24 protein-coding genes are annotated in these 26,005 nt (G+C 73.0%); 10 read left to right on the top strand and 14 right to left on the bottom strand.

Annotation, left to right across the window (positions count from 1 at the left end; translation table 11 throughout):
- Positions 1–30 precede the first annotated feature (30 nt).
- The 3 genes from C6W10_RS12330 to C6W10_RS12320 all read right to left on the bottom strand — a co-directional run bounded on the left by C6W10_RS12330 (position 31) and on the right by C6W10_RS12320 (position 1,911).
- Positions 31–996, bottom strand: a complete 966-nt coding sequence (locus C6W10_RS12330; RefSeq protein ID WP_107258184.1) for a PLP-dependent cysteine synthase family protein — start codon at positions 994–996, stop codon at positions 31–33.
- 10 nt (positions 997–1,006) lie between these two features.
- Positions 1,007–1,354 (bottom strand): MoaD/ThiS family protein, encoded by a 348-nt coding sequence (locus C6W10_RS12325; protein WP_107258183.1) that lies wholly within the window; start codon positions 1,352–1,354, stop codon positions 1,007–1,009.
- 68 nt (positions 1,355–1,422) lie between these two features.
- The gene (locus C6W10_RS12320; RefSeq protein ID WP_107258182.1) at positions 1,423–1,911 is read right to left on the bottom strand and encodes a Mov34/MPN/PAD-1 family protein; all 489 of its coding nucleotides are present in this window, start codon (positions 1,909–1,911) and stop codon (positions 1,423–1,425) included.
- A 215-nt stretch (positions 1,912–2,126) separates the two neighbouring features.
- On the opposite strand from C6W10_RS12320, the gene C6W10_RS12315 reads away from it, so the two are divergent.
- Positions 2,127–2,987 carry an aldo/keto reductase gene (locus C6W10_RS12315; RefSeq protein ID WP_107258181.1) on the top strand — a complete coding sequence of 287 codons (861 nt, stop codon included), beginning with the start codon at positions 2,127–2,129 and terminating at the stop codon, positions 2,985–2,987.
- Positions 2,988–3,097: 110 nt separating this feature from the next.
- On the opposite strand, the gene C6W10_RS12310 is transcribed toward C6W10_RS12315, so the two are convergent.
- From C6W10_RS12310 to C6W10_RS12300, 3 genes are all read right to left on the bottom strand, one after another.
- A complete protein-coding gene (locus C6W10_RS12310; RefSeq protein ID WP_199853341.1) occupies positions 3,098–3,634 on the bottom strand; it encodes a DUF2017 domain-containing protein in 537 nt (178 codons plus the stop codon).
- On the bottom strand, positions 3,610–3,900 hold the full coding sequence (gene clpS, locus C6W10_RS12305; RefSeq protein WP_107258180.1) for an ATP-dependent Clp protease adapter ClpS: 291 nt from the start codon (positions 3,898–3,900) through the stop codon (positions 3,610–3,612). The genes C6W10_RS12310 and clpS overlap by 25 nt, the downstream gene beginning before the upstream one ends.
- Before the next feature lie 70 nt (positions 3,901–3,970).
- Positions 3,971–5,527, bottom strand: a complete 1,557-nt coding sequence (locus C6W10_RS12300) for a hypothetical protein (protein WP_159104560.1) — start codon at positions 5,525–5,527, stop codon at positions 3,971–3,973.
- Positions 5,528–5,752: 225 nt separating this feature from the next.
- On the opposite strand from C6W10_RS12300, the gene C6W10_RS12295 reads away from it, so the two are divergent.
- Genes C6W10_RS12295 through C6W10_RS12285 form a run of 3 tightly spaced genes read left to right on the top strand, consistent with a single transcriptional unit; the run spans position 5,753 to position 10,348 of the window.
- A complete protein-coding gene (locus C6W10_RS12295; protein ID WP_107258178.1) occupies positions 5,753–8,431 on the top strand; it encodes a LuxR C-terminal-related transcriptional regulator in 2,679 nt (892 codons plus the stop codon).
- 40 nt (positions 8,432–8,471) lie between these two features.
- Entirely contained in the window at positions 8,472–9,770 is a 1,299-nt protein-coding gene (locus C6W10_RS12290; RefSeq protein WP_107263889.1) for a nicotinate phosphoribosyltransferase, read from the top strand.
- A gap of 2 nt (positions 9,771–9,772) precedes the next feature.
- Positions 9,773–10,348, top strand: coding sequence for an isochorismatase family protein (locus C6W10_RS12285; protein ID WP_107258177.1), 576 nt, complete (start codon positions 9,773–9,775; stop codon positions 10,346–10,348).
- 157 nt (positions 10,349–10,505) lie between these two features.
- Here the strand turns inward: C6W10_RS12285 and ctaD are convergent, their stop codons facing one another.
- From ctaD to eda, 4 genes are all read right to left on the bottom strand, one after another.
- The gene (ctaD, locus tag C6W10_RS12280; RefSeq protein WP_107258176.1) at positions 10,506–12,266 is read right to left on the bottom strand and encodes a cytochrome c oxidase subunit I; all 1,761 of its coding nucleotides are present in this window, start codon (positions 12,264–12,266) and stop codon (positions 10,506–10,508) included.
- Between the two features lie 191 nt (positions 12,267–12,457).
- Positions 12,458–13,564 carry an FAD-dependent monooxygenase gene (locus tag C6W10_RS12275; protein ID WP_107258175.1) on the bottom strand — a complete coding sequence of 369 codons (1,107 nt, stop codon included), beginning with the start codon at positions 13,562–13,564 and terminating at the stop codon, positions 12,458–12,460.
- 223 nt (positions 13,565–13,787) lie between these two features.
- On the bottom strand, positions 13,788–14,885 hold the full coding sequence (locus C6W10_RS12270) for a sugar kinase (RefSeq protein ID WP_107258174.1): 1,098 nt from the start codon (positions 14,883–14,885) through the stop codon (positions 13,788–13,790).
- A 68-nt stretch (positions 14,886–14,953) separates the two neighbouring features.
- Positions 14,954–15,613 carry a bifunctional 4-hydroxy-2-oxoglutarate aldolase/2-dehydro-3-deoxy-phosphogluconate aldolase gene (gene eda / locus C6W10_RS12265; RefSeq protein ID WP_107258173.1) on the bottom strand — a complete coding sequence of 220 codons (660 nt, stop codon included), beginning with the start codon at positions 15,611–15,613 and terminating at the stop codon, positions 14,954–14,956.
- Between the two features lie 54 nt (positions 15,614–15,667).
- Between eda and C6W10_RS12260 the strand changes: the two genes are divergently transcribed.
- Both C6W10_RS12260 and C6W10_RS12255 read left to right on the top strand, forming a co-directional pair.
- The gene (locus C6W10_RS12260) at positions 15,668–16,474 is read left to right on the top strand and encodes an IclR family transcriptional regulator (RefSeq protein ID WP_107258172.1); all 807 of its coding nucleotides are present in this window, start codon (positions 15,668–15,670) and stop codon (positions 16,472–16,474) included.
- A gap of 219 nt (positions 16,475–16,693) precedes the next feature.
- Complete coding sequence (locus tag C6W10_RS12255; protein WP_107258171.1) at positions 16,694–17,842, top strand: cellulose binding domain-containing protein; 1,149 nt, start codon at positions 16,694–16,696, stop codon at positions 17,840–17,842.
- A gap of 118 nt (positions 17,843–17,960) precedes the next feature.
- Here the strand turns inward: C6W10_RS12255 and C6W10_RS12250 are convergent, their stop codons facing one another.
- Both C6W10_RS12250 and C6W10_RS12245 read right to left on the bottom strand, forming a co-directional pair.
- Positions 17,961–18,962 (bottom strand): hypothetical protein, encoded by a 1,002-nt coding sequence (locus tag C6W10_RS12250; RefSeq protein ID WP_107258170.1) that lies wholly within the window; start codon positions 18,960–18,962, stop codon positions 17,961–17,963.
- Between the two features lie 199 nt (positions 18,963–19,161).
- The gene (locus C6W10_RS12245) at positions 19,162–19,950 is read right to left on the bottom strand and encodes an aldo/keto reductase (protein ID WP_107258169.1); all 789 of its coding nucleotides are present in this window, start codon (positions 19,948–19,950) and stop codon (positions 19,162–19,164) included.
- 76 nt (positions 19,951–20,026) lie between these two features.
- Between C6W10_RS12245 and C6W10_RS12240 the strand changes: the two genes are divergently transcribed.
- The 3 genes from C6W10_RS12240 (at position 20,027) to C6W10_RS12230 (ending at position 23,924) form a co-directional block, all read left to right on the top strand.
- Positions 20,027–21,136 (top strand): DNA polymerase ligase N-terminal domain-containing protein, encoded by a 1,110-nt coding sequence (locus tag C6W10_RS12240; RefSeq protein WP_107263888.1) that lies wholly within the window; start codon positions 20,027–20,029, stop codon positions 21,134–21,136.
- Positions 21,137–21,207: 71 nt separating this feature from the next.
- Positions 21,208–22,410: a threonine synthase gene (locus C6W10_RS12235; RefSeq protein WP_107258168.1), complete on the top strand. Its 1,203-nt coding sequence runs from the start codon at positions 21,208–21,210 to the stop codon at positions 22,408–22,410.
- 92 nt (positions 22,411–22,502) lie between these two features.
- The gene (locus C6W10_RS12230; protein ID WP_369938680.1) at positions 22,503–23,924 is read left to right on the top strand and encodes a hypothetical protein; all 1,422 of its coding nucleotides are present in this window, start codon (positions 22,503–22,505) and stop codon (positions 23,922–23,924) included.
- Between the two features lie 16 nt (positions 23,925–23,940).
- Here the strand turns inward: C6W10_RS12230 and C6W10_RS12225 are convergent, their stop codons facing one another.
- A complete protein-coding gene (locus C6W10_RS12225; protein ID WP_107258167.1) occupies positions 23,941–24,333 on the bottom strand; it encodes a cupin domain-containing protein in 393 nt (130 codons plus the stop codon).
- Between the two features lie 496 nt (positions 24,334–24,829).
- Positions 24,830–25,267 carry a hypothetical protein gene (locus C6W10_RS12220; protein WP_107258166.1) on the bottom strand — a complete coding sequence of 146 codons (438 nt, stop codon included), beginning with the start codon at positions 25,265–25,267 and terminating at the stop codon, positions 24,830–24,832.
- Positions 25,268–25,525: 258 nt separating this feature from the next.
- On the opposite strand from C6W10_RS12220, the gene C6W10_RS12215 reads away from it, so the two are divergent.
- A complete protein-coding gene (locus C6W10_RS12215; RefSeq protein WP_159104559.1) occupies positions 25,526–25,981 on the top strand; it encodes a fibronectin type III domain-containing protein in 456 nt (151 codons plus the stop codon).
- The last annotated feature ends 24 nt before the right edge of the window (positions 25,982–26,005 follow it).

The following is a 26,005-nucleotide window of genomic DNA, read 5'->3' as shown; positions in this document are numbered from 1 at the left end:
TGCCCGCGCCCGGCCGGACGGGACTGCCGGTCAGGCCCAGAGCTGGCCGTCCAGGGCTTCCTCGGCGTCGGCCAGAGTGCCGCCGTAGGCACCGGTCGACAGGTATTTCCAGCCGCCGTCGGCGACCACGAACGCGACGTCGGCGCGGCGGCCGGCCTTGACCGCCTCGTGCGCCACGGCGAGCGCGGCGTGCAGGATCGCTCCGGTGGAGAAGCCGGCGAAGATCCCCTCCACCTCCACGAGCTGCCGGGTACGCAGCACCGCGTCCCGGGTACCGACCGAGAAGCGCCGGGTCAGCACGCTGGGGTCGTAGAGCTCCGGGACGTAGCCCTCGTCGATGTTGCGCAGCCCGTAGACCAGTTCGCCGTACCGAGGCTCGGCGGCGACGATCTCGATCTCGTCGACCTTCTCCCGCAGGTAGCGCCCGGTCCCCATCAGGGTGCCGGTGGTGCCGAGCCCGGCCACGAAGTGCGTGATGGTGGGCAGGTCGTGCAGCAGCTCCGGACCGGTGGTCTCGTAGTGCGCCTGCGCGTTGCCGGCGTTGCCGTACTGGTAGAGCATCACCCAGTCCGGGTGCTCGGCGGCGATCTGCTTGGCGGTCGCCACCGCCTGGTTGGAGCCGCCGGCGGCCGGCGAGAAGATGATCTCGGCACCGTACATCCGGAGCAGTTGGATCCGCTCCGCCGAGACGTTCTCCGGCATCACGCAGACCAGCCGGTAACCGCGCAGCTTCGCCACCATCGCCAGCGAGATGCCGGTGTTCCCACTGGTCGGTTCGAGGATGGTGTCACCGGGCCGGAGCCGCCCGGCCCGCTCGGCCTCGCGGACCATGAACATCGCCGGCCGGTCCTTGACGCTGCCGGTCGGGTTCCGGTCCTCCAGCTTCGCCCAGAGCCGCACCGGCGGTGCCCCGTCGGGCACCGTCGGCGACAGGCGGGGCAGCCCCACCAGCGGAGTACCGCCGCACGCGTCGAGCAGGCTCTCGTACCGCGTCATGGCGGCCGCCTCAGCGCGCGGCGGACGCGGCCGGCACCGACGTGCCGTGCCCGATGATCGCGGCTGCCGCCGCGAAGCCGAACGCGCCGCCGGCCACGGCCGGCAGGATGGTGACGGTGTCCCCGTCGGAGAGCTTGGCGTCCAGCGCGCCGAGGAACCGGACGTCCTCGTCGTTGACGTAGACGTTGACGAAGCGGTGCAGGGCGCCCTGCTCGGTGACCAGCCGGCCGCGCAGGCCGGAGTACTTGCCGTCCAGGTCGGACAGGAGGTCGTTGAGCGAGTCGCCGGACCCCTCGACGACCTTGGCGCCGCCGGTGTAGCTGCGCAGGATGGTGGGAATGCGAACCTCGATGGCCATGACTGATGTGCTCCTTGAAACGACGGAGTTGGGGAACGGACTACGAAACGGCTGCTGAGCTGCGGAAGTCAGCGGCCGGAACACTCGTAGTCGACCGTCGCCGGGCTCTGCCCGAACATGTACGACTGCACGGCGTTCGGGTCCACCGTGGCGTCGACGACCCGGATCGGCTCCTCGGTCACCACCCCGTCCACGATCCGGAACGAACGGATCTCCTCGGCCTCCGGGTCACGGGTGGAGACCAGCAGATAGTGCGCCCCCGGCTCTCCGGCGAAGGAGATGTCGGTGCGGGACGGATAGGCCTCGGTCGCGGTGTGCGAGTGGTAGATCACCACCGGCTCCTCGTCGCGATCGTCCATCTCCCGCCAGACCCGCAACTGCTCCATCGAGTCGAACTCGTAGAACGTCATGGACCGCGCGGCGTTCACCATCGGGATGTGCCGGATCGGGGTGTCGGCGCCGGCCGGGCCGGCGACCACGCCGCACGCCTCGTCGGGGTGGTCCCGGCGGGCGTGCGCGACGATCGCCTCGACTATCGACCGGTCGATGCTCAGCACAGGCCCAGCCTACCGCCTGTCGGGCCGGCCGGGAGCGGTCGATCTCGGCCGGCGGGAGTGGCCGACCTCACGTGACCCCGCCGGGCGGGCGGTGCCAGCCTGTGACAGAAAGAGTGGATCGGAGATCCGGGCGCCGGGCGGCACGGACACCCGGCGGTGGGAAACGTCCCGGCGCCGGGCCGCCGGCCGGGTGCCCGAGTGGAGGAGACAGTGCGATGAACTCACGACGTATCGGCAACACCGAGGTGAGCGCCATCGGTCTGGGCGGCATGCCGATGTCGATCGAGGGACGGCCGGACGAGGAGCGCTCGATCCGGACCATCCACGCCGCGCTGGACGCCGGCGTGACCCTGATCGACACCGCCGACGCCTACCACCTGCACGCCGACGAGGTGGGGCACAACGAGTCGCTGATCGCCCGGGCGCTGGCCAGCTACGGCGGGGACACCTCCGGGGTACTGGTCGCCACCAAGGGCGGCCACCTGCGACCAGGCGACGGCAGCTGGACCCGGAACAGCTCGCCGGAATACCTCCGGAGCGCCTGCGAGGCGTCGTGCAAGCGGCTCGGGGTGGAGGCGATCGGGCTCTACCAGCACCACCGCCCCGACCCCCGGGTGCCGTACGCCGACTCGATCGGCGCGATCCGGGACCTGGTCGACGCCGGCAAGGTACGGATGGCCGGCATCTCCAACGCCAACCCCGAGCAGATCCGGCAGGCCCGGGAGATCCTCGGCGACCGGCTGGTGTCGGTGCAGAACCAGTACTCCCCGGCGTTCCGCAGCTCGGAGCCGGAGTTGGCGCTCTGCGACGAGCTGGGACTGGCCTTCCTGCCCTGGTCCCCGCTGGGCGGGATCTCCCGGGCCGGCGAGCTGGGCAGCCGGTTCGCGCCGTTCGCCGAGGTCGCCGCCGCCCGGGGCGTCAGCCCGCAGCAGGTCTGCCTGGCCTGGCTGCTGGCCAGGTCGCCGCGGGTGATCCCGATCCCCGGATCGAGCCGGCCGGAGACGATCCGGGACTCGGTGGCCGCCACCGAACTCCAGCTCGACGAGGACGAGCTGGCGGTTCTCGACCGGGCCTGACCGCCCAGGCCGGGCCGTCCGGCGCACCGGGCGGCCCGGACCGCAGCGGGCCGGTCCGCGGTCGACGCGGGGTCCCGCCGTCGGGCGGGGCCCCACACCCGGTCGGGCGGTCAGTCGGCGAGCCTGCCGTCGACGAGCGCCGTGAGCAGCGACTCCTGGAGATAACCCAGGTAGGCGTAGATGGAGAGCTGGAAGACCCGGGTCGAGGTCGGGTCGTGCAGCACCGCGTCGTCCAGCTCGTCGCCGAGGTCGGTGTCGGCGGAGATGCCCAGGCGTACCCCCATCGCCAGCCGGGCGTCGTTGAGGGCCCGCAGCCACGCCTCGGCCGCCTCCGCGTCGAGGCGTACCTCGCCGCCGCTGGGCGGGGGGAGCGCCGCGAGTACCGCACCCGCCTGGTCGATCTTGCCGGTCTTCAGATCGCCCTCGGTGTACTGCCGGAACTCGGCCGAGTCGCCCGGGTTCTCCGGATAGGTGTCGGGGAACAGCCGCCCGACAACCGGGTCGGAGTGGTCGAATCCGTCGGTGAGCAGGCCGACCACCTCGGAGGCGACCTTGCGGAGCACCCGGACCTCGTCGGCGGCGAACGTGGCGACGCAGTGCTCGCCCTGGCGGCGAAACGTACTCACGCCCGGTCCACCGTCGCCCACAGCCCGTACGCGTGCAGCTGGGACGCGTCGTGCTCCATCCGCTCGCGGGCGCCGCTGGACACCACCGCCTTGCCCTTGTTGTGCACGTCGAGCATCAGCTTCTCGGCCTTCTCGTGGCTGTAGCCGAAGAGTTTCTGGAACACCCAGGTCACGTATGACATCAGGTTGACCGGGTCGTCCCAGACGATCGTCACCCATGCCCCGTCGGCGACCGGCACCTCTTCGGTGTCCGGCGCGTGGACCGGTGCAACCTGTGGAGCCGCCATGCCCCCCATCGTGCCACCGTCGGCGGCGAACCGAGGAACCGGAACGCCGCCGGCCGCGAACCGGCTCGGTTCAGGCGAGCAGACGACCGTGCCGGACCGCCTCGGTCAGCACCTCGGTGAGCGAGTCGGCGACCGCCTCGAACCGCCGGGACACCTCGCGGCACAGCTCCACCTCGGTCTCCCGCAGCGCCCGCCCGAGCCAGGACCGGGCGTGGATCGGATCCGCCCGGCAGGGGTTGCGCCAGTACTGGTAGCAGCCGCCGGAGAGGCCGACGCCGAGCGGCGGCAGGATGGCTCCGGCCGTACCGCCGGGATAGCCGGCGAGCGCGTTGACCGCGCCCAGCCCGTACACCGTCTCGACCTCGCCGCTCTCCCGGATCAGGAGTACCCGGTCGAAGTCCCGGGCGGCCCGCTCGGCGGCGAGCCCCCAGCCGACCGCGGCGGCGGCGCGCAGCCGTACGCCCTCGTCCGGCACCTCGCCGAAGACCCGGGCGAGCGACTCGTCGAGCATCTTGTCGACGCCCGCGTCGCAGGCCGCCACCACCTCCAGGGACAGCGCCTCGACCTCCCGGTCGAGCAGGGCGGGCAGCCCCGGCACGCCGGTACCGCCGACCACCTCGCGCACGCAGCGCAGGTGGATGGCGGCGATCTCCAGCGCGATGTCCCGGCGGAGCTGGTACGCGAGTTCCCGGGAGCGCCGCTCCAACCGGTCGGCCCAGTCCGAGGTCCGGGCGGTCGGCGCGACCGGGACCGTCCGGGTGGCCCCGGGCACGACCGGCGGGCTGAGGCTGGCCCGGCGCAGCCCCTCGCTGCTGGCCCAGTCGACCAGGGCCCGGCGCAGGTAGGCGGTGTCGGCGGCGACCGGGTCGAGGTCGATCCAGTCGACTCCGGCGAGCGCGGGCACCGCCGCGACCAGCGTGGCCCGGCGGGCGGTGAGCCAGCTCTCCGCCGACTCGTCGTCCTCGGCCGGCGGCTCCGCGCCGTCCACCGGAGCGGTGGCGACTTCCGGCGGGACAGCGGTGGAGGTTTCCGGGCCGGCGGGCCAGCCGGGGTCGGCGCCCGGGGTGCCGACCAGGAAGACGGCGGCCTCCTCCGCCACCTCGGCGAGCAGGTCCAGTTCGGCGGCGGCGACCGGGCGGTCGTCCGGGAGTACGTAGAGCAGCGCGCCGCCCCGGCGCACGGCGTCGCGGACCACCCGGACGCCGGCCACACCGAGCGTGCCGGTGTCCGGCGCGTCGACCAGGGTGAAGTGCCGCAGCAGTGGGTCGGGCACGGTCAGCTCGACCCGGCGCGGCGGGCGGGCCAGGGCCGGACCCGCGCCGACCGGCGCCGGCCGGTACTCCCGGGAGGAGCGCAGCCCGGGCACGTAGGCGGCGCCGCCGACGGACGGCCCGTGGTCGACCACCAGGAAGCTGCCCGCCGGCACCCGCAGCGGCGGCGCGGCGGCGCCGAGCAGTCCGGCGAGGACGGCCCGGCGGTCCTCGGCGGACGGCCCGATCGTGATCACCGCGAGCGGTTCGTCGGGCGGGGCCTCGACCAGCGCCGGTTCGTCGCCCGCGCCTCGGCGGGGTGGCCGGGCGCCGGGCGGGCCCGGCGGTCCGGAGACGGGGAGCGACCGGAACTCCATCGCCGTCTGCACCTCCCAGCCGGCCGGAACGTTCCGGCCGGGCACCGCTGCCGTCGGCCTGCCCGGACCGGTGGTACCGGCCGAGGTCCGCCGAATATCGGAACGCTACGTGTCGATGCCCGTACGCTACGAGCACCAACGATACTCATGGATGCCCGGTCGGCTACTCAAATTCATTCAGTCACCAGGCGCGCGCGGATGGCACCCGGTCTATATGCTGCCCCGATGGGGCGGTGGAGCTTCGTTGGTCGTACGGATGAACTCAACCGGTTGGTGAGCGCCGCCACCAGCCCGGGCAGCCGAGGCATCTTCTTCAGCGGCATCGCCGGGGTCGGCAAGAGCCGCCTGCTCAGCGAAGGTCTGGCCGAACTGCCCGGACACGGCTGCGCCGTCTGGTCCGCCTCCGCCAACATCGCCACCGCCGGGATCCCGTTCGGCGGGCTCGCCCAGGTGCTCCCGGCCGACCAGCCCGCCGGCCTCTCCCCGGCCGGCATCATGCGCTGGGCCGTCGACGCGCTGCACCAGCAGGCGGCGGGGCGGCGGATCGTGATCGGCATCGACGACGCGCACCTGCTCGACCCCTCCTCGGCCGCCCTGGTCTATCTGATCGCCCGCTCCGACAACGCGACGGTGCTCGGCACGCTGCGCAGCGGCGAGCCGGTGCCGCTGCCGATCCGCGCACTCTGGACCGACGACCTGGTCGACCACGCCGAGCTGGCGCCGCTGGACCCGGGCGACAGCAAGGAGCTGCTCACCGCGATGCTCGGCGATCCGGTGGACGGGCCGTCGGCGGACCGGCTCTACCGGCTCTCCGCCGGCAACGCCCTGATGCTCCGGGAGCTGATCATCGCGGCGCACGCCAGCGACGAACTGACCCGGACCTACGGCGTCTGGCAGTGGACCGGCCGCAGCCAGCTCTCGCCCAGCCTCGACGAGCTGATCGACGCCCGGATCGGCCAGCTCGACCCGGGCGTACGCGCGGTGGTCGAACTGGTCGCGATGGGCGAGCCGATCGGGCTGGCCCTGCTGCACCGGGCGACCGACAGCTCCAGCGTGGAGACCGCCGAGGAGCGCGGCCTGATCCGGGTCGACGTGCACGACCGCCGCTCGAACGTCCGGCTGGCCCATCCGCTCTACGGCGAGGTGGTCCGGCGACGCTGCCCGGTCACCCGGGCCCGCCGGCTCAACGCCCACCTCGCCGAGCTGGTCGAGCGGGCCGGCAACCGGCGCCGCGACGACCTGCTCCGGGTGGCGGTCTGGCGGCTCGACTCCGGCACCGCGCAGGATCCGGCCCTGCTGCTGCGGGCCGGTGGGCAGGCGTTCAGCCAGTTCGACGTACCGCTCGCCGCCAGGCTGGCCCGGGCCGCGTTGGAGGCCGGCGGTGGCTACCAGGCCGCCGAACTGCTGGCCACGATCCTGATGTTCGGCGACCAGGCGGAGGAGGCGATCCGGGTACTCGACTCGGTCGCCGACCAGATCTCCTCCGACGAGCGGCGCAGCCGGTGGCTGACCGTACGCGGGATGGTCTCGTACTGGGGGCTCAACCGGGAGTCCACCGTGGCCGAGATCGCGGCTGACGCCCAGCGGCTGACCGACCCGGCCGACCGGGCCCGGGTGGTGGCCTTCGAGGCGATCATGCGGCTGCACCGGCTGGAGTGTGCCGAGGCGCTGCGGCTGAGCCGCTCCGTACTGGACCGCCCGGCCGCCTCGGTGGCCGCCCGGGGCCTGGCCCGGTGCACGATCGCGCACCTACAGGCCGCCCGGGGCGAGTTGACGCTCAGCGGCCGGGCCGTCGACGGGGTGGCCGCCGAGGCGGCGCAGTGGCGCACCGAGATGCCCTACCTGCAACTCGCGCTGGAGCTGGCCCGGGGTACCCGGCTGGCGCTCGCCGGTGACCTGGCCGGGATCGACGCGATCGTCGCCGCCGAGTTCGCCGACCTGGCCGACGCGGGCGACTTCCGGCTCGGCTCCGGCTACCTCTCCATCCTGCGCGCCCAGGCGGCCCGGCTGCGCGGCCAGACCGGCGAGGCGCTGCGGACCAGCCTCGGCGCCTGTGCCGTCCTCGCCACCAGCCGGGTCTTCGCCGGGCTGGCGCACGCGGAACGGGCCCAGGCGGCGGCGATGCGCGGCGACGTCGACTCGGCGGTCGAGGCGATGGCCGAGTCCGACCGGTCGCAGACGTCCGGGATGGCCGTGCTCTACCCCTGGCTCGAACAGGCCCGGGCCACCGTGCAGGCCGCCACCGGCGACCTCGCCAGCGCGGTCGGCACGCTCCGCGAGCTGGTCAACCGGCTCCAGGCGGACGGTTTCGCCGGGCACGAGGTGCTGGCCCTGCACGATCTGGTCCGGTTCGGCCGGGCCGACATCGAGGTCGGCGAGCCGACCGTCACCGGCCGGCGGCGTACGGTGGCCCAGCGGCTGACCGAGCTGAGCGAGGCGGTGGACGGCCCGCTGCCGGCGCTGATGGCCCGACACGCCCGGGCCGAGTACGGCCACTCCGGCGACCAGCTGCTCGCCGTCGCGGAGGGCTTCGCCGAACTCGACCTCAACGTCTTCGCCGCCGAGGCGACCAGCCGGGCGGTGACCCGACTGCGGGCGGCCCGGTCGAACCGGTCGCACGAGGCGAACCTGCGGCTCGCCGGGCTGCTCCGCCGCTGCGACGTGCTCCGCACCCCCGCGCTGTCGGTGCGCCAGCCGGCGCTGACCGACCGGGAACGACAGATCGCCCGGCTGGCCGCCCGGGGCCTGGCCAGCCGGAACATCGCCGAGCAGCTCTACATCTCGACCCGGACCGTGGAGAACCATCTCCAGCGGGTCTACAACAAGCTCGGCGTGGCCGGTCGGGGCGAGCTGTGGCCCGCGTTGAAGGCGATCCCGGAGCAGGAGGGCGAGCCGGACCGTTGACCGGCGACGGGCGGCGACCCGACACGCTTAGGCTGACGTGGTGCACAGTTCCCGCCCCGCGCTGCTCACCGACCACTACGAGCTGACCATGGTCAGCGCCGCCCTCCGGGACGGCACCGCCGACCGGCACTGCGTCTTCGAGGTCTTCACCCGCCGGCTGCCTACCGGCCGCCGCTACGGGGTGGTCGCCGGTACCGCCCGGCTGGTCGACCTGCTGGCGGACTTCCGGTTCGACGAGGCGGACGTCGCCTTCCTCCGGGACACCGGGGTGGTCGACGACCCGACCGCGCGGTGGCTGTCGAGTTACCGGTTCAGCGGTGACATCGACGGCTACGCCGAGGGCGAACTCTATTTCCCCGGCTCGCCGATCCTGACCGTCTCCGGCACCTTCGCCGAGTGCGTACTGCTGGAGACGCTGACGCTCTCGGTGCTCAACCACGACTCGGCGATCGCGGCGGCGGCGGCCCGGATGGTGACCGCGGCGCGCGGCCGTACGCTGATCGAGATGGGTGCCCGGCGGGCCAACGAGGAGGCGGCGGTGGCCGCGGCCCGGGCCAGCTACCTGGCCGGGTTCGGCTACACCTCCAACCTGGCCGCCGGGCAGCGCTACCGGATCCCGACCGCCGGCACCGCCGCGCACGCCTTCACGCTGCTGCACGACGACGAGCCGACCGCGTTCGCCTCGCAGGTCGCGGCGCAGGGCAAGAGCACCACGCTGCTGGTCGACACCTACGACATCGCCCAGGGCATCCGGAACGCGATCGCGGTCGCCGGGCCCGACCTGCGGGCGGTACGGATCGACTCCGGCGACCTCGCGGTGCTGGCCCAGCACTCGCGGGAACTCCTCGACTCGCTCGGCGCCACCGAGACGAAGATCATCGTTTCCGGTGACCTCGACGAGTACGCCATCGCCGCGCTCGCCGCCGAACCGGTCGACATGTACGGCGCCGGCACCGCCGTGGTGACCGGCTCCGGCGCACCCACCGCCGGGCTGGTCTACAAGCTGGTCGAGGTGGAGGGCCGCTCGGTGGTGAAGCGCTCCGAGCACAAGGCGACCGTCGGCGGGCGCAAGGTGGCCGTCCGGCGGCACAAGCCCAGCGGTACGGCGACCGAGGAGGTCGTCGTCTCGCAGGGCGTACCCGAGCCGCGGCCCGGCGACCGGGCGTTGCAGCGGCGGTACGTCACCGGCGGCGAGCCGCAGCCGCTGCCGAGTCTCACCGAGTCGCGGGAGCACCTGCGGCAGTGCCTGATCTCCATCCCCTGGGAGGGACTCAAGCTCTCGGCGGGCGACCCGACCATCCCGGTCACCGTCGTCCCCGCCGACCAGCCGGAAGGGTAGCCATGAGCCGAGCACTGATCATCGTCGACGTGCAGAACGACTTCTGCGAGGGCGGGTCCCTCGCGGTGGCCGGCGGCGCCTCGGTGGCGGCCGGGATCTCCCGGCTGCTCGCCGCCGAGCCGGACCGCTGGGAGCACGTGGTGGCGACCAAGGACTACCACGTGGATCCGGGCGCGCACTTCGCCGACGTCCCCGACTACGCCGACTCCTGGCCCCGGCACTGCGTGGTCGGCACCGAAGGCGCCCGGTTCCATCCGGAGCTGGCCACCGACCGGGTCGAGGCGGTGTTCCACAAGGGCGAGTTCGCGGCGGCGTACTCCGGCTTCGAGGGGACGACCGAGGGGTCCGAGGGGCTGGCCGACTGGCTCCGGCAGCGCTCGGTCGACCGGGTCGAGGTGGTCGGGATCGCCACCGACCACTGTGTCCGGGCCACCGCGCTGGACGCCGCCCGGGAGGGCTTCGCCACCACCGTACTGCTCGACCTGACCGCCGGGGTCGACGCGGGGACCACCGACGCGGCGCTGGCCATGCTCCGGGATGCCGGCGTGGCCCTGCGCGGCACGCCGGTGGTGAAGTGAGCCGGAGAGCCTGAGGCAGGCGCCGCAGCCCGCGCTGCGGCGCCTGCGGCCCGGCCCCGAGCGGCGCGCCCGGCCTCTCCGACCGGGGGAAACGTTCGCGGCCGGTACCCGGAGGAGTTCCCCCGGGTACCGGCCGCGAGATCGAAAGCCGGCTGGACTACTTCTGGTCGATGTTGCTGGCGGTGTCCTCGGTGTAACTGGCGCCGTGGTCGGACTCGCTGGTCAGCGGCTTGGCGCCACCCTCGGGTGGGCCGGCCAGCGACTGCCCACCGGCGGCCAGTTCCGGGAACTTCGCGTCGAAGGCGGGCCGCTCGGAGCGGATCCGGGGCATCCGGTCGAAGTTGCGCAGCGGCGGCGGCGAGCTGGTGGCCCACTCCAGGGAGTTGCCGTGACCCCACGGGTCGTCGACCTCCACCACCGGACCGGCCTTGTACGACTTCCAGACGTTGTAGAGGAACGGCAGCGTCGAGATGCCGGTGATGAACGACCCGATCGTGGAGACCATGTTCAGCGTGGTGAAGCCGTCCAGCGGCTGGTAGTCGGCGTACCGCCGGGGCATGCCCTCGTTGCCGAGCCAGTGCTGCACCAGGAACGTGGTGTGGAAGCCGATGAAGGTCAGCCAGAAGTGCACCTTGCCGAGGCGCTCGTCCAGCATCCGGCCGAACATCTTCGGGAACCAGAAGTAGATGCCGGCGTAGACGGCGAAGACGATGGTGCCGAAGAGCACGTAGTGGAAGTGCGCCACCACGAAGTAGGAGTCCGAGACGTGGAAGTCGAGCGGCGGGCTGGCCAGCAGTACGCCGGTGAGGCCACCGAAGAGGAAGGTGACCATGAAGCCGATCGACCAGAGCATCGGGGTCTCGAAGCTGATCTGGCCCCGCCACATCGTGCCGATCCAGTTGAAGAACTTCATGCCGGTCGGCACCGCGATCAGGAAGCTCAGGAACGAGAAGAACGGCAGCAGCACCTGGCCGGTGGCGAACATGTGGTGCGCCCACACGCTCATCGAGAGCGCGGCGATCGCGATGGTGGCGCCGACCAGGCCCTTGTAGCCGAAGATCGGCTTGCGGGAGAAGACCGGGATGACCTCGCTGACGATGCCGAAGAACGGCAGCGCGACGATGTAGACCTCGGGGTGCCCGAAGAACCAGAAGAGGTGCTGCCAGAGCATCGGGCCGCCGGTGGCGGCGTCGAAGACGTGCGCGCCGATGATCCGGTCCGCGGCGAGTGCGAAGAGGGCCGCGGCGAGCAGCGGGAAGACCATGATCACCAGAAGGCTGGTGACCAGGATGTTCCAGGTGAAGATCGGCATCCGGAACATCGTCATGCCGGGCGCCCGCAGCGTCAGGATCGTGGTGATCATGTTGACGCCACCGAGGATCGTGCCCAGGCCGGAGATGGCCAGACCCATGATCCACATGTTCGCGCCGACCCCGGGCGAGTGCTCGACGTTGCTCAGCGGGGTGTACGCGAACCAGCCGAAGTCGGCCGCGCCGCCGGGGGTGAGGAAGCCACCCATCGCCAGCGTGCCGCCGAAGAGATAGAGCCAGTACGCGAAGCTGTTCAGTCGGGGGAACGACACGTCCGGCGCGCCGATCTGGATCGGCACCACGAAGTTCGCGAACGCGAAGACGATCGGCGTCGCGAAGAAGAGCAGCATGATCGTGCCGTGCATGGTGAAGAGCTGGTTGTACTGCTCCGGCGACAGGAACTGGAGTCCCGGCCGGGCCAGCTCGGCGCGCATCAGCAGCGCCATCAGGCCACCGATCATGAAGAACGCGAACGCGGTGACCATATACATGATCCCGATCTGCTTCGCGTCCGTCGTACGCAGCAGCCGCGTGAGTGCCGAGCCCTTGACCGGCTGGCGGACCGGCCACGGCCGGGTCACGATCGGCTTGGGTGCGACGGTGGTCACGAGTGGCCTCCGGTTCTCGTTAGTCCCACTCGGCACGCGCTGTTGATCTGCGAGCCGTACCTCGCAGGCAGAATAGTCCCCGCCAGCGGCGGGTCCCTCCTCGGGTACGCCCCGACCCGCCGACACCGTCCCACCAGGCCGCTCGTCGCCGGTCGCTGCGCCACCCTCCGTACCCCTGGGTCGGGGGACCGTCACGCGGGGTCGACGAGGAGCCGGTAGTGCTCCTGGAAGATCCGGTTGCCCCGCACCCGCAACAGCGGGTCGCGCAGCGGCGGGGGTACGTTCCGGGTCCGGTCCCGGTCGCGGGTCCGGTCCAGCACCCACTTGATCCGGGGGCGGCGCCGGTTCTCGTAGCCGTACAGCGCCTCGGGCACGCTCGCCGACCGGCGCAGCGACCGGGCCAGCACCAGCGCGTCCTCGCACGCCATCGCCGCGCCCTGGCCCAGCGTCGGCGCGGTGGCGTGTGCGGCGTCACCGACCAGCACCACCCGGCCCCGGGACCACGCGCCCAACTCCACCTCGTCGGTCCGGGCCGCCCGCACCTGGTCCATCGCCTCCAGGATCGCCGGCACCGGGCCGCCGTAGCCGCCGAAGAGTTCCCGTACCCGGGCCAGCGGATCGGCCGGCGGAGCGGTGCCCACCTCGTCGGCGTAGCAGTGCAGCCGGCCGCCGCCCATCGGCACGGCCACGAATCCGGCCCGCTCGCCGAGCAGCCCGGTCCACTCGGTCAACGGCGGCCCGCCGCTGACCACGGCGGAATAGCCGACATGCCCCGTCGGACGGGCCGGGCCGCCGAGCGCGGCCAGCGCGCGGACCGTCGAGCGCCGCCCGTCGGCACCGACCACCAGGTCGTACTCCGCCCGGCTGCCGTCGCCGAAGGTGACCGTGACGGCCTCCCGGTGCAGCTCCAGGGCCTGGATCTCGGTGTCGTACCTCACCTCGCCGCCGGCCCCGCTCAGCAGTACCCGGTGCAGGTCGGACCCGGGCAGCGCCCGGCTCTCGCCCACGCCCGACCAGAGTTTGTCGAGGTCGACCTCGCAGAGTTCCCGGCCGTCGGCGTCGAGGAACCGCTGGCAGCGGATGACCTGGCCGAGCGGTCGCACCGGATCGTCCAGGCCCATCTCCCGCAGCGCCCGTTCGGCGTTGCCGGGCAGGTAGAGACCGACCTCGGGGGCGCCCGTCCCGGACGTCCGCTCGGTCACCTCCGGCCGGAATCCGGCGAGCCGGAGGGTACGCGCGACCGCGAGGCCGGCGATCCCCGCGCCGACGACGAGAACGCGCAGGTGGGATGCGGCCATCTGGTGACGCCTCCGGAGGGATCGGCACGCGTTGAAGGCAAGACACTACTCCGCGCTATCACCCCAACGGAAGATCCGATCGGATGTCCCCAGGTCACGGCCGGGTCACCGGGATCGGCCGCAGGATCGGCGGCATCCACCCGATGACCAGGCGATCCCGCCGTCGGACGATGCCGGGTCACCGGCCGAGCCAGCCGCCCCGGCCTCCGGGGCGGTCACCGCCTCACCGCTGTACCCGGGCACCCGCCCCCCGGACGAGCGCCTCGACCTCCTTCAGGCTGGCCATCGAGGTGTCGCCGGGGGTGGTCATCGCCAGCGCGCCGTGCGCCGCGCCGTACTCCACCGCGCTGGCCAGGTCGCCGCCGGTCAGCAGCCGGTAGATCAGCCCGGAGGCGAAACTGTCGCCGCCGCCGACCCGGTCGAGGATCTCCAGGTTCGCCCGGTGGGTCGCCTGCACGAAACCGCTGCCGGCGGACCAGGCGATCGCGCCCCAGTCGTTGACGGTCGCGCTGCGTACCGTGCGCAGCGTCGTCGCCACCACCTGGAAGTTGTCGTACTCCTTGGTGACCGCCTCGATCATCCGCTGGAAGTTCGCCACCTCCAGCTCGGTGAGGGACTCGTCGGTGTCGGGCACCCCGAAGCCGAGCGAGGCGGTGAAGTCCTCCTCGTTGCCGATCATCACGTCGACGTACCGGGCGAGCCGCCGGTTCACCTCCTGCGCCCGGGCCTGGCCGCCGACCGCCTTCCAGAGGCTGGGCCGGTAGTTCAGGTCGTACGAGATCAAGGTGCCGTTGCGGCGGGCGGCGGTCATCGCGGCCTCGATGGTCTCCGGGGCGATCTCGGAGAGCGCCGCGTAGATGCCTCCGGTGTGCAGCCAGCGCACGCCGAGGGTGCCGAAGAGGTGGTCCCAGTCGACGTCGTCCGGGCGGAGCTGGCTGGCCGCGGTGTGGCCCCGGTCCGAGGTGCCGACGGCGCCGCGCACCCCGAAGCCCCGCTCGGTGAAGTTGAGCCCGTTGCGGACGCTGCGGCCGATGCCGTCGTAGGGCACCCACTTGACGAACGAGGTGTCCACCCCGCCGGTGAGGATCAGGTCCTCCAGCAGCCGTCCCACCTCGTTGTCGGCGAACGCGCTGACCAGGGCGGTACGCAGCCCGAAGCAGCGGCGCAGCCCACGCGCCACGTTGTACTCGCCGCCGCCCTCGAAGGCCCGGAACGTCCGCGCGGTGCGTACCCGGCCCTCACCCGGGTCGAGCCGGAGCATCACCTCGCCGAGCGAGACCAGGTCGAAGCGGCAGTCGTCGGCGGGACGGAGCGTCAGCATGGGCGGACCTTTCGGGCGGGCCGGGCGGCGCGGGAACGGCGGTGTCGAACGGGTGCGGGAGTGGGGTGTCAGCCGGCGGGGCGGCTGGCCGCGACGGCGGCGGCGGTCAGCCGGGTGACCTCGTCCCAGCGACCCTCGGCGAGCAGGGCGGGGGCGACCATCCAGGTGCCGCCGACCGCGAGCACGGCGGGCAGCGCGAGATAGTCGGCGAGGTTGCCGGTGTTGACCCCGCCGGTCGGGACGAACCGGACCGACCGGAACGGGGCGGCCAGCGCCTTGACCATGCCGACCCCGCCGAGCTGCTCGGCCGGGAAGAACTTGACCGTGTCGAGGCCGGCGTCCAGCGCCATCTGGATCTCGGTGGCGGTGGCGGCGCCGGGAAAGACCGGCAGGCCACGCTCCTGGCAGTGCCGGACCACCGACGGCGAGAAGCCGGGGCTGACCACGAACCGGGCGCCCGCGTCGGCGGCCTGGTCGACCTGGGCCGGCGTGAGCACGGTGCCGGCACCCACCAGCAGGTCGGGTCGCTCCGCCATCAGCCGGATGGCCTCGGCCGCGGCCGCCGTCCGGAAGGTCACCTCGATGGCCCGCAGGCCGCCCTCGGTGAGCGCGGCGGCCAGCGCCGGCGCCGAGGCCGCGTCCTCCAGGACCACGACCGGCAGGATCCGGGTCGCGGCGATCGTTTCGGTTACACCGGCAGTCTGTTCATCATCTTGAACGCTGGTCACGTATGCGACCCTACTGTGCTCCCCGGCACTGTCAAGCCGGCTAGAGTGGCCGCCATGACGACGGGTACGACCAGCGGCGCCGGGCTGGCGGCGGTCGAGGCGTTCCAGCCGGTGAAGTCGGCCGGCCGCACCCTCGACGTGCTGGAGGCGCTGGCCGAGGCGCCGCAGCGCCGCTCGCTGGTCGAGCTGGCCCGGGCACTGGGCATTCCCAAGAGCAGCCTGCACGGCCTGCTGCGCACGATGATCCAGCGTGGCTGGGTGGAGGCGGACGCCACCGGCACCCGGTTCGGGCTGGGCGTACGCGCCCTCCAGGTCGGTGCCGCCTACCTGGAGGCGGACGACGCCACCGGCCTGCTGGCCGGGGTACTCGACGACCTCGCCGGCCAGTTCGGCGAGACCGTGCACCTGGGCCGGCTGGACGGTCCGCACGTGGTCTACCTGGCCAAGCGCGAGTCGGTGCACCGGCTGCGGCTCTACAGCGCGATCGGCCGGCACCTGCCGGCGCACGCGACCGCGCTCGGCAAGGTGCTGCTCGCGCAGCGCACCGACGAGGCGGTGGACCGGCTGCTGAGCTGGCCGCTGCCGGCGCTGACCCGGCACACCGTCACCGACCCGGAGCTGCTGCACGCGGAGCTGGCCAGGGTGCGGGACCGGGGCTACGCGGTGGACCGCGAGGAGAACACCGAGGGCATCGTCTGCTTCGCGATGGCGGTGCCGCTGCACTCCCCGGCCATGGACGCGATCAGCCTCTCCGTGCCGGCGACCAGGCTGGACGCGCAGAGCGAGGAACGGATCGTCGCCGCGCTGCACGCCGCGGTCCGACAGGTGCGGGCGGCCCGCAGCCTGCTGGCCGGCGCCTGACCTTTCCCGGTACGCCGTTCAGCCCGGCGACGCAACCGCCATAACCGGCTCATCGGCATGAACAACCCCGGCCGACGCTCCCCCGGTTGCTTTCCGATTTCAAGCATGTAAATGTGTCCCTAGCTGCCATGGGAGCGCTCCCCCCGCACCACCCTGCCGCACGCCCGGTACCACGCGGCACCGCACCACTCCACGGACACCCCACCCCCAAGGAGCATCATGAGACGTTCCGTCCCCGTCTTCGCGGCCGTCGCCGGCCTGCTGGCCAGCGCCGCCATCGCCGTACTCAGCGCCGCCGGCCCGGCACAGGCCGACGTCCAGATCTGCGAGCAGTACGGCTCGACCACCATCCAGGGCAGGTACGTGGTCCAGAACAACCGCTGGGGCACCACCGCCCAGCAGTGCATCAACGTCACCGACACCGGGTTCTCCATCACCCGGCAGGACGGCCAGGGCAGCACCAGCGGCGCGCCGGTGTCGTACCCGTCGGTCTTCCTCGGCTGCCACTACACCAACTGCTCGCCCGGGACCAACCTGCCGATGCAGGTGAGCCAGATCAGCAGCGCGAGCAGCAGCATCAACTACAACTTCGTCAGCGGCGCCACCTACAACGCCTCGTACGACATCTGGCTGGACCCGACCCCGAAGCGGGACGGCGTCAACCAGATGGAGATCATGATCTGGTTCAACCGGCAGGGCTCGATCCAGCCGATCGGTTCCTCGGTCGGCACCGCCACCGTCGGCGGGCGCACCTGGGACGTGTGGCGCGGCAACAACGGCGGCAACAACGTCATCTCGTACCTCGCGCCGTCCCCGATCACCAGCTGGAACTTCAGCGTGCTGGACTTCATCAACGACGTCCGCAACCGGGGTGCCATCACCAACTCGTGGTACCTGACCAGCATCCAGGCCGGCTTCGAGCCGTGGATCGGCGGCACCGGCCTCGCGGTGAACTCGTTCTCCGCGTCGGTGAACGGCGGTGGCAACCCGCAGCCGACCGGCCAGCCGACCGGGCAGCCGAGCAACCCGCCGACCAACCCGCCGGGCGGCAGCTCCTGCCGGGTCGCCTACACGGCGAACACCTGGAACAACGGGTACAGCGCGTCGGTCACCATCACCAACACCGGCTCCAGCGCCATCAACAACTGGTCGCTGACCTACAACCTGCCCTCCGGGCAGCAGGTCGGCAACGCCTGGAACGCCACCGTCACGCAGAGCGGATCGGCGGTGACCGCCCGGAACATCAGTTGGAACGGCAACATCCCGCCGGGCGGCACGGCCTCCTTCGGCTACCAGGGCTCGTACAGCGGCACGTACTCGTCGCCGACCTCGTTCAGCCTGAACGGCTCCCCGTGTAGCCGGGCCTGACCCGTCCCTGACGCACTCCCATCCGGCTCCGGCCGGGCCGGCACAGCTCCGATCGGCGCTCCCGCCACCCGCGAACAGGGGTGGCGGGAGTGTCCGGTCCGGCGCCCGGTCGACCGGCTCAGCGGGCGGCGAGCCCCGGGCCGAGTTCGAGGCGTTGCCCGGGAAGCTGCCGCTGCACCGTGCGGGCGTCGGCGAAGACCACCCGGCTCAGGTCGTGCCCGCCGGGGTCGCCGGCCAGCACCCCCGGCACCGCCGAGAGCATCGCCGAGCCGGCCGGCGGCACCGTCGGCAGCGCCACCGGCTGCCCCGGAGGCAACACCGGTGCCAGGGCGCGGAACACCCCGCGTACCCGGTCGGCGCGGTAGTCGGCCGGATCGTCCGTCGCCCGGAGCAGCGCGCCGCCGTGCCGCAGCGGCCGTACCTCGGCGAAGGCGCCGGTCGCGGCGAGCCGTTCCGCCCCGCCCAGCTCGGCGACCAACTCCCGGGGGCAGACCGTCACCCACTCGTAGCCGCGCAGGTGGATACGGCTCTGCTCGGCCGAGGACTCCGCGGAGCGGCCGAGCGCCGCGTCCAGCATCGTCGCCGGGGAGAGCAGGCCGGCGTTGACCACGATCTCGCCGTACGCCGGATCCGTCGCGTCGCCGACCAGCCGGGTCAGCTCGACCAGGGCCGGCAGCACCAGCGGCAGTCCACCGGACCGCCCCTCGAAGCCGATCGAGATCTGTAGCCGGACGTGCCGCCGGCCGGCGAACCGGGCCAGGAAGACGTCCAGCTCGGAGGCGATCGCGGTCGGCGCGACGTCGAACCACCGGGCCGAGAGCTGGGCGCAGTCGGCGGTGATCCCGTCCACCCAGCGCGCCGGCCGGCGCCGCCGCCCGCGCCCGGTGGCGTCCTGCTCGAACGCGGTCAGCGAGGTGACCGGCGCGGCGGCGCCGGCCGGCTGGACGAACGGCAACAGCAACCGGCACACCTCGTCGTGCCACCAGCGGGCCAGCGATCCCAACCAGTTCGGGTCCTCGGCCCGGTCGAGATAGAGCAGCCAGGTGACGAAGTCCGGCTCCGGCCCGTTCTCCTCCGGCCCGGGGTGACCGAGGCCGCCGCCGAGCAGTTGGTCGTACATCCCGCGCACCTTCCCCTCGCACCGCCACGGCCAGGTCGACGGCCCCGTGGGCCGGACGGCGCGGTACGCGCGGTGCCCCGGCTGGCGGTTGCCGGCCAGGGTAGCCGCTCGGCGACCCGACGGCGCGACGGCCAGCGCCTCGGCGGGACGCGACGGCTCAGCGGTCTGCCGGACGCGACGGCCTGCCGGACGCGACGGCTCAGCGGCCCATCGCGTCCAGCTGGCGCAGCTCGCTCTCGTCCAGCGCGAAGCCGAAGAGGTCGAAGTTCTCCCGGATCCGGGCCGGCGTACCCGACTTCGGGATCACCACCACGCCGTGGTCGATGTGCCAGCGCAGCACCACCTGCCCCGGGGTGACACCGTGCGACCGGGCGATCTCTGCGAGTACGGGGTCGTCCAGGTCGGTCGTCTTCAACGGGCTGTACCCCTCCAGCACCACGCCCCGCTCCCGGTGCTCGTCGAGCCGGCGCGGGTCGTGCAGCGCCGGACCCCAGCGGATCTGGTTCACCGCCGGAGCCTCCTCGGTCGCCTCGATCAGCATGTCGAGCTGGCCGGTGCTGTAGTTGCTCACCCCGACCGTACGGACCAGTCCCTCGTCCCGGACCGCCAGCAGCTCCCGCCAGCTCGCGATGCTGGCCCGGTCCTGCGAGGGCGGCCAGTGGATCAGCCAGAGGTCGACGTACCCGGTGTCCAGGGCGGCGAGGCTGGCCGCGATGGTCTCCCGCTCCCGCCCCGCCTGCTCCGGCGGAAGCTTGGTGGTGACGAAGATGTCCTCCCGGGGCACTCCGCTGTCCCGGATCGCCCGGCCCACCTCGTCCTCGTTGCCGTACATGGTGGCGGTGTCGAGGTGCCGGTAGCCGACGTCCAGCGCCTCCCGGACGGCGTCGTACGCGCGGCGACCGTGCAACTGCCAGGTGCCGAAGCCGAGCATCGGCATCCGGACCTCGCTCGGCAACAGGACGGTGGGCTGGTCGATCGCAGACGTCATGGTGGTTTTTCTACCCGGGTACGCCCTGGGCATGCATCCCGGGCGTCCGGGGCCGGATCGGCGGAGAATGGCCGGCATGGGTGACCGGCTGGACGAGTACCGGCGCAGGCGCGACCGGGCGCGCACCCCGGAACCGGTGCCGGAGCCGGAGCCGGACGCGGAGCCGACCGCCGTGCGGGCCGGGAACCGGTTCGTCATCCAGCAGCACCACGCCCGGGCGCTGCACTGGGACCTGCGGCTGGAGCGGGACGGGGTGCTCGCCTCCTGGGCGGTGCCGCGCGGGCTGCCGCGCGAGCCCGGACGCAGCCACCTCGCGGTGCACACCGAGGACCACCCGCTGGAGTATCTCGAATTCTCCGGCGAGATCCCGGCCGGCGAGTACGGCGGCGGCCGGATGACCGTCTTCGACCGGGGCGCCTACACCTGCGAGAAGTGGCGCGACGACGAGGTGCTGGTGGTGCTGCGCGGCGGGCGGGTCTCCGGCCGCTACGTGCTGTTCCGGGCGGCCCGGGGCGGCGGGTCGGACCGGGCCGGCGCCCGGGGCGGCACCGGGCGCGGCGAGCGGGACTGGATGGTCCGCCGGCTCGACCCGGCGCCGCCGGGCTGGCAGTCGATGCCGGACCGGGTCCGCCCGATGCTCGCCGCGACCGCGGCGAAGCTGCCCGCCGACGACGCGGAGTGGGGTTACGAGATGCGCTGGGACGGCCTGCGGGCCATCGGGTACGTCTCCGGCGGCCGGCTCCGGCTCCGCTCCGCCGACGACGACGACCTCGGCTCGGCGTACCCGCAGTTGCGGGAGCTGGCCGAGCGGCTGGCTCCCACCGAGGCGGTACTCGACGGCGAGCTGGTCGACTTCGACCGGGCCGGCCGGGTACGCCGGGCGGCGCCCCGCCCGGGCGGCCAGCGCAGCCCGGGGCGGGACGGCAGCCAGTACCTGATCTTCGATCTGCTCTGGCTGGAGGGGACGAGCTGCCTCGACCTGCCGTACGCCCAGCGCCGGGAACTCCTCGACGGCCTGGCTCTCGCCGGCCCGCACTGGCAGACGCCGCCGTACTTCCCCGGCGGTGGCCGGTACGCCCTCGACGCCAGCCGCGAGCAGGGGCTGGCCGGCGTGCTGGCCAAGCGGCTCGACGCCGGCTACCTGCCGGGGCGGCGCGGCCGGCAGTGGCTCGCCGTCGACAACTGAACACGCGGCCGTTACCACCCGGGCGGCGGCCCGGGAGGGATCATGGAACGACCGAGCTACCGGAGGCCGCCGTGTACCTGACGCACCTGCACTGCCCGCGCTGCGACGCCGAACACGCCGCGGACCGCCCGCAGAACCTCTGCTCGTGCGGCTCACCGCTGCTGGCCCGGTACGACCTCGCCGAGGTGCGCGGCGCGGTCGACCCGGCCGCGCTGGCGAGGCGTCCGGCCGACCTGTGGCGCTACCGGGAACTGCTGCCGGTCGCCGAGGACCGACACGTCACCACCTTCGGCGAGGGCTGGACGCCGCTGCTGCCGGCGCCCCGGTACGGCGAGTCGGTCGGCGTACCGGAGCTGCTGGTCAAGGACGAGGGGCTGGTGCCGACCGGCTCGTTCAAGGCCCGTGGTGCGGCGGTCGGGGTGTCCCGGGCGCGTGAGCTGGGCATCCGGCACGTGGCGATGCCGACCAACGGGAACGCGGGTGCCGCCTGGGCCACCTACGCCGCCCGGGCCGGGCTGCGGGCCACCATCGCCATGCCGCTCGGCGCCCCCACCATCACCCGCCGGGAGTGCGTGGCCGCCGGTGCCGAGCTGCACCTCATCGACGGCCTGATCAGCGACGCCGGCCGGTACGTCGCAGCGTTGATCGCCGAGGCGGCCGGCTCACCGGACGGCGGGATATTCGACGTGAGCACCCTCAAGGAGCCGTACCGGCTGGAGGGGAAGAAGACCATGGGGTACGAGATCGTCGAGCAGCTCGGCTGGCAGGTGCCGGACGTCATCGTCTATCCGACCGGCGGCGGGGTGGGGCTGATCGGCATCCACAAGGCACTGCACGAGATGCGGGAACTCGGCTGGATCGGCGAGACCCTGCCCCGGCTGGTCGCCGTACAGTCCACCGGCTGCGCCCCGATCGTGCGCGCCTTCGGCGCCGGTGCCAACCGGGCCGAGCCGTGGGCCGACGCCTGGACGATCGCCTTCGGCATCAACGTGCCGGCGCCGCTCGGCGACGAACTCATCCTCGACGCGCTCCGGGACACCTCCGGCACGGCGGTCGCCGTCGACGACGAGGCGATCCTCGCCGACCTGCACGACTTCGGCGCCCGGGAGGGGCTGCTGCTCTGCCCGGAGGGCGCCGCCTGCCTCACCGCCGTCCGGCAACTGCGGGCCGGCGGCTGGCTCCGCGCCGACGAGCGGGTGGTGGTGCTGAACACCGGCGCGGGACTGAAATATCCGGAGACCGTCGACGTGGACAGCCTGCCGGTGGTGGGCTGAGGTCGACGGCGCACCGGACGCCTGGATCGGCGGCGGCGGGGTGGACCGAAATTTGACAACGACGGCGTACCGGTACCAGGCGTTGAGTGGTTATGTCCCACGCCGCGAAGCATGTCCGGGCCACCGGACCGAGCGAACCAGTTGACGTACCGGAGCATCTCGACGCGGCCGACGCGGAGACCTGGCGGGGCGCGGCGGCGATCCTGGCCGCCAACTGGACCGGCACCCACACGGTGCCGTCCCGGACCCTCTATCCGCACCAGTGGAGCTGGGACGCCGGGTTCATCAGCATCGGGCTGGCCCACGTGGCGCCGGACCGGGCCTGGCGCGACCTGCGCAGCCTCTTCGCCGCGCAGTGGCCGGACGGGCGGGTGCCGCACATCGTCTTCGACCCGGGGGTCACCGAGCGGGACTACTTCCCCGGTCCGAGTTTCTGGAGCGGCGGCCCGCCCGGTCCCGACGGCGGCCCGGGACACGGCGGCGGCGCCGCAGGGAACGGCGTCGAGCCGGCCAGGCCGACCAGCGGGATTGTCCAGCCACCGGTACACGCGCTCGGCGCCTGGCAGGTCTACCGGCACGCGCCGGACGAGCGGGCCGTCGCGGAACTGCGCTGGCTCTATCCCCGACTCGTCGCCCAGCAGGAATACCTGGCCACCGCCCGGGACGTCGGCGGTGCCGGGGTCGCCGCCATCGTGCACCCGTGGGAGTCCGGGCTCGACAACAGCCCGGCCTGGGACGAGGCGCTCGCCGCCGTACCGGTGGCGGTGGAGGTGCTGCGCCGGTACGCCCGGCGGGACAACCAGGTGGTCTCCTCCGACCACCGCCCCACCGACGACGACTACGCCCGCTACCTGAGCGTCGCGCTGTCGTACCGGGAGGGCGGTTACCAGGACGCGGCCCTGGCGGCACGGCATCCCTTCCTGGTCGAGTGCCCCGGCTTCAACGCGCTGCGCGGCGCGGCCGAACTGGCGCTGGTCCGGATCGCCGAGCTGGTCGGTGCCGACCCGGCACTGCACCGGGACCGGGGCGCCGCGATCACCCGACGCCTGGTGGAGCGGCTCTTCGTCCCGGAGACCGGGATGTTCCACGCCCTGGACGTCCGGACCGGACGGCACAGTCCGGCCCGGTGCGTCAACGGACTCCTGCCGCTGGTCCTGCCGGAGTTGCCGGCCGGCCAGGTGGCGAGCCTGGTGGCCGAGCTGGAGTCGGCCCGGTTCGGGGTCGATCCCCGGATGCCGGTACCCAGCTACGACCGCTCCGCCGTCGACTTCGACCCGTTCCGGTACTGGCGCGGCCCGGTCTGGTTCAACATCAACTGGCTGCTCCGGGCCGGGCTGCGTACGCACCGCCGGGACGATCTCGCCGACACGCTGCGCCGGGGCCTGCTCGACCTGGCCCGCCGCTCCGGCTACTACGAGTACTTCCACCCGGACAGCGGTGCCGGGATCGGCTCTCCGGCGTTCAGTTGGACGGCCGCGCTCACCCTGGACCTTCTCGCGGATCCGGTCGGGTGAGGCGGCCGTACCCCGGTCAGCTCGTCGGCGGCTCGTCCTTGCCGGCCTCCTCCATCGCGTCGGCCTCCTCCTTGGTGTGGTGCACCGCCTGGTCGGCGTGCTCCGGCGGGCCGTAGATGGTGTAGAGCACCAGCGGGTTCGGGCCGGTGTTGACGAAGTTGTGCTTACGTCCGGCCGGTACGACCACCAGGTCGCCCTGGGTCACCTTGCGGGTCTGGCCGCTGACCCGGGCCTCTCCGGTACCGCTGACGAACGTGAGGATCTGGTCGATGTCCTCGTGCACCTCTTCGCCGATCTCGCCGCCCGGCGCGATCGTCATGATGACCAACTGGGTGTGCTTGCCGGTCCACAACACCCGGCGGAAGTCCGGGCTCTCCTCGGCGACGGTAGCGATAGTGAAGTGCTCCATGGCCCCTTCCTTACCCAGGAAGCGGGGCGTTGATTCCGGGCTTTCTGGGACTGTTGTGGCCGCTGGGGCCGTCCCTGACCCGCCCGGGTGACTCCTACCAGTTCCGCCGGGGCGCCGGGTTTGCTTCCGGGGAGGGTGGGAAACCCCACATGTAGCCGGAACGCCCCCGAACGAGGCGGACCGGTCGAGCCAGGTCCTCGCCGGCGTACCGCCGTTGGGCTGCGCGGGCGGGAGACGGCCAGAGCGCGGCGACGCCACGTGCCACCGGCGGCGCCGCGCGCTCGTGGTCGGCGCCGGTTCGACCGCGCCCCACACTCGACCACCGGACCGGATCCTGTTCCGGCGGCATCTCGTGCGTCGCAGGGCGGGCCGGTCCCCGCAGCGCCGGGCCGCGCCGCGGGGACCGGGGGCCAGGCGCTTCCGCCTGGCCCGGGACGCCCGGCCGGTGGCGCGCCGGCCGGGCATCCGTGTGTGGCGGTTCAGGAGGATGTGCGGTTCAGGAGGAGACGTGCAGGTGGAAGGCGCGGTCGGCGGGCACGCCGGAGCTGTTCCAGGTCTGCACGAAGACCCCGGCCGGGATGCCGGCCCGACCGACCACGGCGATCTCGCCGGGCGGTGACGCGCCGACGCTGCCGGTCAGCCCGATGGTGGCGGTGAAGGCCGAGGAGGCCACGTTCTGGATGAAGACCACCTGGTACTGGCCGACCGCGAGCCGGGTGGACGAGACGGCACCGAAGCCCCGGGCGAGGGTGCCGTTCGCGTTCACCACGGCGAAGTGGCCCTGGGCGGTGGCCGGCAGTCCGGCGAGGGTGGCGGGTACGGCCGCGACGCCGATCCCGTCCTCCTCGATGCCCTCGGCGGGTGGTTGTTCGTCGATGGCGACGGCGGGCTGTTCGTCGGTCGCGGCGTGCTTGGCCTCGCTGCTTTCGGACATGGTGGTACTCCTTGCTGGTCGGACCGTTCCCGGCCCGTCGACGAGGGATCGCGGGCGTGGCCACGGCGAGTGGTGACCCCGGCCCCAGGGCGGTACCTGCCCGCACCTGACATTACTCTCCGTCAACATATGACCACACTTAGTACGCCTGTCCGATCGAGGACAGCGGCCCTGGACAGGCGAGGAGTCGACATAGTTTGATGAATGTCGATCCCTGTCGGCGCTGTGAGCGGCCGTACCCGCAGAGAGGCTCTCGTCATGCCCGGACGCAAGCTGCCCGCCCTGCTGCACGCCGCCCTGCTCGCCCTGGCCCTCGCCCTGGCCCTGCTGGCCCTGCCCGCCGCCCCCGCCCAGGCCGACCCGCTGATCCCGCTGCCGCCGCCCGGCCAACCCGTGGCCACCGACGTCACCCCGACCGGCGCGACACTGACCTGGACGCGGCCAGCCGGCCCGGTCTTCCGCTATTCGATGCAGCGGCTGGTGGACGGCGAGTGGCAGGGCTTCTCCTCGATGCCGTTCAACACCGTCACCTTCGTCGCGCTGACCCCGGACACCGAGTACACCGTGGCGGTCCGGGCCGCCGCGCTGGTCGGCTCGGGTTACACGATGAGTCCGCTCTCGGAGCCGCTCACCTTCCGCACTCCGCCGGCCGAGCCCCCGCCCGGCGGACACGGCACCAGCGCCCCCGGCACCGGCGACGCCGTCCTGCGGTGACCCGCCTCACCGCCGCCGGTCCGC

Source organism: Plantactinospora sp. BB1, assembly GCF_003030385.1.
Lineage (GTDB): Bacteria > Actinomycetota > Actinomycetes > Mycobacteriales > Micromonosporaceae > Plantactinospora.
This window is presented reverse-complemented; position numbering and strand designations above follow the sequence as displayed.

Bases quoted from the DNA above. Each gene is read 5' to 3' on its own strand.
- C6W10_RS12330 (WP_107258184.1), bottom strand. From the start codon at position 996: ATGACGCGGTACGAGAGCCTGCTCGACGCGTGCGGCGGTACTCCGCTG.
- C6W10_RS12325 (WP_107258183.1), bottom strand. From the start codon at position 1,354: ATGGCCATCGAGGTTCGCATTCCCACCATCCTGCGCAGCTACACCGGC.
- C6W10_RS12315 (WP_107258181.1), top strand. From the start codon at position 2,127: ATGAACTCACGACGTATCGGCAACACCGAGGTGAGCGCCATCGGTCTG.
- clpS (WP_107258180.1), bottom strand. From the start codon at position 3,900: ATGGCGGCTCCACAGGTTGCACCGGTCCACGCGCCGGACACCGAAGAG.
- C6W10_RS12300 (WP_159104560.1), bottom strand. From the start codon at position 5,527: ATGGAGTTCCGGTCGCTCCCCGTCTCCGGACCGCCGGGCCCGCCCGGC.
- C6W10_RS12295 (WP_107258178.1), top strand. From the start codon at position 5,753: ATGGGGCGGTGGAGCTTCGTTGGTCGTACGGATGAACTCAACCGGTTG.
- C6W10_RS12285 (WP_107258177.1), top strand. From the start codon at position 9,773: ATGAGCCGAGCACTGATCATCGTCGACGTGCAGAACGACTTCTGCGAG.
- C6W10_RS12275 (WP_107258175.1), bottom strand. From the start codon at position 13,564: ATGGCCGCATCCCACCTGCGCGTTCTCGTCGTCGGCGCGGGGATCGCC.
- C6W10_RS12270 (WP_107258174.1), bottom strand. From the start codon at position 14,885: ATGCTGACGCTCCGTCCCGCCGACGACTGCCGCTTCGACCTGGTCTCG.
- C6W10_RS12260 (WP_107258172.1), top strand. From the start codon at position 15,668: ATGACGACGGGTACGACCAGCGGCGCCGGGCTGGCGGCGGTCGAGGCG.
- C6W10_RS12255 (WP_107258171.1), top strand. From the start codon at position 16,694: ATGAGACGTTCCGTCCCCGTCTTCGCGGCCGTCGCCGGCCTGCTGGCC.
- C6W10_RS12250 (WP_107258170.1), bottom strand. From the start codon at position 18,962: ATGTACGACCAACTGCTCGGCGGCGGCCTCGGTCACCCCGGGCCGGAG.
- C6W10_RS12245 (WP_107258169.1), bottom strand. From the start codon at position 19,950: ATGACGTCTGCGATCGACCAGCCCACCGTCCTGTTGCCGAGCGAGGTC.
- C6W10_RS12240 (WP_107263888.1), top strand. From the start codon at position 20,027: ATGGGTGACCGGCTGGACGAGTACCGGCGCAGGCGCGACCGGGCGCGC.
- C6W10_RS12230 (WP_369938680.1), top strand. From the start codon at position 22,503: ATGTCCCACGCCGCGAAGCATGTCCGGGCCACCGGACCGAGCGAACCA.
- C6W10_RS12225 (WP_107258167.1), bottom strand. From the start codon at position 24,333: ATGGAGCACTTCACTATCGCTACCGTCGCCGAGGAGAGCCCGGACTTC.
- C6W10_RS12220 (WP_107258166.1), bottom strand. From the start codon at position 25,267: ATGTCCGAAAGCAGCGAGGCCAAGCACGCCGCGACCGACGAACAGCCC.
- C6W10_RS12215 (WP_159104559.1), top strand. From the start codon at position 25,526: ATGCCCGGACGCAAGCTGCCCGCCCTGCTGCACGCCGCCCTGCTCGCC.